Source organism: Cryobacterium sp. M91 (genome assembly GCF_002929615.1).
Lineage (GTDB): Bacteria > Actinomycetota > Actinomycetes > Actinomycetales > Microbacteriaceae > Cryobacterium > Cryobacterium levicorallinum.
Genome location: NZ_PJJT01000045.1, coordinates 1 through 6,799 on the forward strand (window position 1 = coordinate 1; position 6,799 = coordinate 6,799).

Here is a 6,799-nt window from a genome sequence, read left to right on the forward strand (position 1 = left end):
ACATGGTGATGATTCCTGATTCTCGCCCTACATCAAACGGCGAACTTGCTGTTAGCTACTGGCCTCACCCAACGGTGACACGTAGGGCTTCGATATTTATCGGGCCGTTTGTTTCAGCGTAGTAGTTGCGTTCATATTCTTCGGGCGGCATGTTCCCGAGCACGCTGTGCAGGCGCCGATTGTTGTACCAGTCCAGCCAGTCGAAGGTGAGTTTCTCAACGTCTGCGAGGGTCTTCAACGGTCCCGTCACGAAGGGTGAGTTCTTCGCCACGGCCTCGTTCTTGTAAAGCCCCATGACCGTCTCCGCGGCCGCGGTATCGTAGGCGTCGCCGATGGTTCCGATCGAGGCGACGAGGCCTTCCAGAGCGACAGTCTCGGTGAATTTGATCGATGTGTATTGAGATCCGGCATCGCTGTGATGTATCAAACCGGGCCGTACGGCGTGGCCGGCATGGTCGCGACGCCAGAGCGCCATATTCAAACAGACCTCAACGAACGGTGTGTCTTTGACCGTTGACGCATGCCAGCCCACGATCGCACGAGAGTACAAGTCGATCGCGAAGGCCACGTAGACGAAGCCGCCCCACGTTGGGACATACGTGAAGTCCGTGACCCAGGAGTGGTTCGGGCGGGGCGCACTGAAGTTGCGTTTGAGTAAGTCAGGGGCTCGCGCTGACTCCTTGCCAGTCGACGCCGAAGCCCGGGGCTTCCGGCCCCGGACGAGGCCGTTCATGCCCTCGAGGCGCATCAACCGGTCGACCGTGTGCTTCGAAACGCCGGTGAACTCACCCCGGCGGAGCCACGCCGTCATCTTCCGTCGCCCGTAGAGAATCTCGGGCTGCTGACGCCCGTACACATCTCTCACTTTCAAGGCTTTCAGCCGGTCGACGAGTGCCGCATCGCTCTGAACTCGGGCCGCGGCGGCGCGAGTCTTCCACGCCCGAAATGACCGTGAAGTGACCGTGACGCCCTGCTCACGCAGGACACCACACGTCAACTCGACTCCATGGCCGTTCGCCTTCATCTGGACGATGAAAGCGACTATAGACGGTTGCGAGGGTCGAGCTCCCTCGTGAAGAAAGACGCTGCCGCTTTGAAGATGTCGTTCGTCTCGCGGAGGTCACGGTTCTGGCGCTTGAGGCGTTTGATTTCCTCGAGCTCCTCGGTCGTGGGCCCGGTGCGTTCGCCGGCGTCGGCCTGCGCCTGGGTGACCCATTTCCGGAGCGTCTCGGCGCCGATGTTGAGCTTGGGGGCCAGGTCGCGGCAGGCCGCCCACATTGACGGGTAATCCTTCAAACGATCAAGAGTCATACGGACCGCTCGTTCGCGAACCTCTGTTGGGTGTTTCTTGGGCATATCCGAATCCTTTCACCAGAAAGAAAGCGGCAGGAAATCAGGGACGGTTCAGATTGCCGTTCTCGGTTTTGGTTTACGCTCGTCCTATAAATTTTTTTGAGTTGGGTTGATGTCGTAGGACGTGTCTGTGGACTCCACGGTCAACCGCGCCCACCAGAACGACACCAACCTCAACCGCACCACAGGTGGAACTATCGAATTACACGAATCTGCCCAATGTGAACCCCTTGATTACGCAATTGGCAGGTCACGCGACAGTTTGACCACGAGGATTCACCCTCTCTGCAATGCGGATGCGAACCCGCGCCCGCGTCCGCGTCCGTTGATGCTGCAGCTGGAGCCAAGACTCTCCAGTGTTTCCGGAGGTTCTGGGGCAACTTGCGGGCTCCGCGCGTGGACGCCGGTCGGCCTCGAACGACGCCAGTTCACGCCCTAGGTGACAACGCATATTCGCCCAAGGCGAATCGATTGATGCGCTGGAAACACAGTATCGAAGCCGTGATCTTGGCGCGATCAGATCACATCGTCAACCGTATGCGCCGCAGTAAAACGGTGGCTAACCGCCCTGACCCTGATAAAGACGCCTGCAAGCGCCGCAACGTCATCGAATACTGTTTCGCCGCATGCAAGCAGTAACAGGCATCACCACGACACGCGCACCCGAACCCACCGCGGTGGGGTTGTTCTCAGAGCGACTAGCATCTGATCGAAGACGATAAGAGTTACGTCCCAGTTCCGCCGTAAAGCGCCACTAGCTCGGGTTGCGTTGCATTATCGATAGCGATCCGTGACCGGGTGCGACGACACACTTCGCGGCGTAGAGCGGCACTCCGCCGTGCCCCGCTGTCTGAGTAAAGATGAGGACCGCCGCCGACGGCTTCACGTTCAGCAGTTTCGCCCGCGTGGGGCCAGCATCGGTTGCGACGATCTCGCACACGCCGTTTGTAAAGACGTGGCCGTTGGCCTGCATGGATGCGAGGAGCGTCCGTGGCTCGGCAGCGATCTCCAAAAGCTCGGATGCGATTCGGGCGCTCACATCACTGAGGTAGCGCCCAGCAGGGAGATGCTCTTGAACAGTCGCAACGGGAAGGCCGTCTTGCAGCAAGAGGCTCTCGCGGATCCAAGCGTTAGCAGTCGAGTCCAGCGCGAGCCGTTTGGACACGAAGTCTGTTACCTTCTCCAACTCGAAGCGCACCGGTTGCACGGTCATTGTCATTGTCATGGTCGGGTCCGCTAAGACAACCTCAAATGGCCGCATCTGCTCCAGCCCGCCGCGCGGAAGGGCGTCCGTGACGAATCGCCCAACTCCGCGCCGGGTGACCAGCAACCCGTCTTCTTCGAGAAGCATCAGCGCCTCGCGTACGGGAGTGCGGCTGACGCCGAGCATTGCAGAGAGCTCTGTTTCTCTTGGCAGCATCTCACCGAGCCGGAATGCGCCAGAGCGGATCCCCTCAGCAAGCCGCGTATAAATGGCAACTCGAATCGGGTGGCCGACTGCAAGGTGGAGTTGCCGTTGCAAGAACGAGTGGGGTTCCAAACGGGTCGTCACGAGACCTCCTTGCTGCCCCGACAATATCATATGTGACATGGTACTCATGAGGTATAACCTCATACTGTAATCCAGACAAAGGAGTCCACGTGAGTTCAACCACCGTTAATGGAGGATCACCGTCAACGACGAAGGAGCCGTTTCCCACTACGGCCACGATCAGCACGCCGCACATTGATCCGAAAGGGGTGGACATTGCCGAGACGATCCTCCTACCTGGGGATCCACTGCGAGCGAAATTCATCGCCGAGACCTACCTCGACGACATCCGGTGCTTCAACGAGGTTCGTAACATGTTGGGCTTTACGGGCACTTACCGGGGGCGTCCCGTGTCCGTAATGGGCACGGGTATGGGTATCCCTTCCATCTCGCTCTACAGCTATGAGCTGATCCATTTCTTCGGGGTCAAGAACCTGATCCGGGTGGGCACCTGCGGCGCCATGCAGGAGAACATGAACCTCTACGACGTGGTCATCGCCCAGGGCGCGTCGACCGATTCCAACTACCTGCACCAGTTCGACCTGCCCGGCTTCTGGGCGCCGCTGTCTTCCTACCGGCTACTAGAGCAGGCCAAGCGGATCGCCGACAAGCGCGACCAACGTACTCACGTCGGCAACGTACTCTCGTCGGACCTGTTCTACGGCGCCGATCCTGACGCCATGACCAAGTGGATGAAGATGGGCATCCTTGCCGTAGAGATGGAGTCGGCGGGGCTGTTTGCCAACGCCGCGGCCGCGGGCGCCGATGCGCTTGGCATCTTTACCGTCAGCGACCATCTCGTCACCAACGTCAAGACCATCCCTGCGGAACGGCAAACCGCCTTCACTGCGATGATCGAGATCGCGTTGGAATTGGTCTGATGGGCACGGCGACCAACGCTACGGGTCCGTTCCAGGTTTTCAAACCAACCCGAGCTATACCTATTCTGCTGTCCCTCTTCATCTTCTCGCTGGTGCTGGACAATGGCTTCAAGTTCCTGTCGCCGGCGTTAGCGAAAGATCTCAACCTGCCGGTTGACACCGTCAGTCTGCAAGCCACCCTGGCCGGTATCCTGATTGGTATCGGTGCCGTAGTTTACGCCGCATTAGCCGACTCGATCAGCATCCGGAAACTCATCATCTTCGCGATCATCGTGATGACGGCAGGTTCGATCGTCGGGTTCATCTTCCAGACTAATTTTTGGCTGATCTTGGTCGGCCGTCTGATTCAGACCGCCGGGTTGGCGGCCGCCGAGACCCTCTACGTGATCTATGTCACCAAACATTTCAAGGGCGACGAGCAGAAGAAGTACCTAGGCTTCAGCACCGCGGCTTTCCAATTGTCGCTGCTGATCGGCACCGTCGGCAGCGGCTTCATCGCTACCTACATCGGCTGGGCAGCGTTCTTTTTACTCACGTTACTTTCCCTATTAGCCATCCCAGTCGTGCTGCGTACGGTTCCCGCAGAGACGACGAACGACGGCCACGTGGACGCGTTCGGGCTTTTCCTAATCGCAGTGTTCGCCACCGGCACCATCTTGTTCATGCAGAACTTCAACTTGTGGTACTTGCTGCCGGTCTTGGCGGGGCTGATCCTCTTCGTCTGGCACATCCGAACCCACGACAACGCCGTGATCACTATCGCGTTCTTCGCCAACGCCCAATATTCACTGATGATCATCGTGGTGTTCGTCATCTACTCGGTCCAACTGGGCTACACCTTCATGTTCCCGTTCCTCGTCTCCGACATTTACGGCTACAACCTCGGCGAGGTCTCCCTGCTGCTGATCCCCGGCTACATCGCGGCCGTGATAGTCGGCGCGGCCACCGGCAAGATCGCCCGGTTCCTCACGTCCAAGCAGGCCATCACCATCGCGTTGGTCGGGATCATCGTTTCGATGCTGCTCCCGGCACTGTTAATGGACGCGTGGATCGGGATCTTCGTGATCTCGATGATCTTGTTCGGGATGGGCTTTGCGTTGATGTACGGTCCACTCGTCTCGACCGCCATTATGCGGGTACCGGTCGAAAATTCGGGTATCGCCATCGGCTTCTACAACCTCACCATCAACATCGCCGTGCCAATCGGCATCGCCTACACCGCAACCCTGATGAGGCTAGAGCCCAACCTGCTGGATAGCATCACCGGCGCCGACCAAGCGTCGTCCTACGGATCAGTGTTGTTAATTCTCGCGGCGGTCGCTGCCTTCAGTCTGATGCTCTACCGAGTCTCCATCGTGATCCTGGAGCGCCCGAGCACCGAGAAGCAGAACACTTCGAAATTGTGAAGAGATTGATTTCGCTCGCCATCGTACCGAGCCAATCTCAGGTCAAGAGCCGGGGCCTCTGTTCGACATGCTTCGAAACGTCAGACGGTTTCAAGGGGTCGTAACAGCACCGTTTATGTGAGGTGTTGTCAGTGGCGTAGAGATTGGTCATGAAGGTCCGCGAGAACTTGTTCTGGGTTCGGGTTCGGGTTCGGGTTCGGGAAAGCCTGTCGGCGTCGTCCGCGTGTGAATCTATAGGAATAGGTCGCAAACAGGGATATCGATGGGTCAAAGCCACTGGCGGACGGATCCCCGTTCCGACGGTTGCGTCTTCGGGACGTTTTCTCGGTCAGGAGGAACATCTGCCCATCGCGAATCTGAGGTGGGTGGTGCTGGTGTCCGGGCGATCGCGCGGGATCTGGGTCGTGCCACGTCGACGATCCGTCTGGAGCTGCGTGCGGAACGCACACCCGGCAACGCGCAGCTATCGGCCCAATGCCGCACAGAAACGGTGTGAGATCAGAGCGTGCCGACCCAAACCCAGCAAGCTCGATGACCGGCAGCTTGCCGCTGTCGTTGAGGAACGCTTGCGGAAGAACTGGAGTCCGCAGCAGATCAGTGACGACCTCGCAGTCGTGTTCGCCGGCCAGAACGAACTGCAGGTATCCCACGAGACGATCTATCAAAGCCTCTACGTGTCAGGCCCCGGGTTTTGTGGAGGCTCGGTTAGGCTCGTTTCATCTGGGTGATGGCGGGCTGGCGGGTGTAAAAATTGGTTTCAGCTTCGACGGGTGGGATGTGACCGAGCTCGCCATGGAGGCGTCGCTGGTTAAACCAATCGAAGTACTCTGCGACGGCGATCTCGAGGTCGTCGATGCCAAACCAGGGGCCGCGGTTGCGGATGAGGTCAGCCTTGAAGAGTGAGTTCCGGGCCTCCGCCATCGCGTTGTCGTAACTATCACCCTTGGAGCCGACGGACGCGACGGCTTCGGCTTGCGCGAGGCGTTCGGTGTAACGCACCGCCCTATATTGGGCGGATTCAACTGGTCGTCGCAACACCGGCCTGTTCGGTCAATAGTAGGTGCTCTGCCCACATCTCGGCGGGGGTTCTCCAGCCAAGGATTTTGCGTGGTCGGTTGTTGAGCGTTAGAGCAACGGCGTCGAGTTCATTAGCGCCCCATCGTGCAAGGTCGGTGCCTTTGGGGAAATACTGGCGCAGCAGTCCGTTCGTATTTTCATTCAATGGTCGTTGCCACGGGCTGTGGGCGTCAGCGAAATAGACGGCAATCCCGGTCGCATGCGTGAATTCCACGTGCTGGGCCAGCTCCTTGCCTCGATCCCAGGTCAATGATTTGCGCATCGCCGACGGAAGAGCACCCATCTGGATCACCAGAGCCTTCCTCGTGGCCTCGGCCCCATGCCCAGCCATCGCCGGGCCATTCTTGACCCGTGGCTGTACCCCGTAGCCTTCCATCGCCGGCAGGTGGATGAGTATTGTGACTTTGGTTGTGCGTTCCACGAGAGTGCCGATCGCCGACCCATCCGTTCCGATAATGAGGTCACCTTCCTTACGTTGTTGTGGTGGGTGATTTCGGGACTGTCGTAGTGTGTCGATCACCCTCGGGTGGCGGGTATGGCTGAGATCGCCT

The 6,799-nt window shown here is 58.9% G+C and carries 6 protein-coding genes; 2 read left to right on the top strand and 4 right to left on the bottom strand.

The window, feature by feature from the left end; translation table 11 throughout:
• Positions 1-64: 64 nt before the first annotated feature.
• Positions 65-1,356 (bottom strand): IS3 family transposase gene (locus tag CXY80_RS00785; protein WP_104131210.1). Its coding sequence is split into 2 segments (ribosomal slippage): positions 65-1,086 and positions 1,086-1,356, totalling 1,293 coding nucleotides; the frame shifts between segments, so codons are not numbered across the junction.
• Between the two features lie 751 nt (positions 1,357-2,107).
• The gene (locus CXY80_RS00790; protein ID WP_158251501.1) at positions 2,108-2,905 is read right to left on the bottom strand and encodes a GntR family transcriptional regulator; all 798 of its coding nucleotides are present in this window, start codon (positions 2,903-2,905) and stop codon (positions 2,108-2,110) included.
• A gap of 89 nt (positions 2,906-2,994) precedes the next feature.
• On the opposite strand from CXY80_RS00790, the gene deoD reads away from it, so the two are divergent.
• Both deoD and CXY80_RS00800 read left to right on the top strand, forming a co-directional pair.
• Positions 2,995-3,765: a purine-nucleoside phosphorylase gene (gene deoD / locus CXY80_RS00795; protein WP_255411817.1), complete on the top strand. Its 771-nt coding sequence runs from the start codon at positions 2,995-2,997 to the stop codon at positions 3,763-3,765.
• Entirely contained in the window at positions 3,765-5,171 is a 1,407-nt protein-coding gene (locus CXY80_RS00800) for an MFS transporter (RefSeq protein WP_104131212.1), read from the top strand. Before deoD ends, CXY80_RS00800 begins: the two co-directional genes overlap by 1 nt.
• 705 nt (positions 5,172-5,876) lie before the next feature.
• Here the strand turns inward: CXY80_RS00800 and CXY80_RS00805 are convergent.
• Both CXY80_RS00805 and CXY80_RS00810 read right to left on the bottom strand, forming a co-directional pair.
• Entirely contained in the window at positions 5,877-6,170 is a 294-nt protein-coding gene (locus tag CXY80_RS00805) for an integrase core domain-containing protein (protein WP_104131213.1), read from the bottom strand.
• Between the two features lie 19 nt (positions 6,171-6,189).
• On the bottom strand, positions 6,190-6,799 hold a 610-nt coding region (locus tag CXY80_RS00810), incomplete at its 5' end, for an IS30 family transposase (protein ID WP_233194751.1).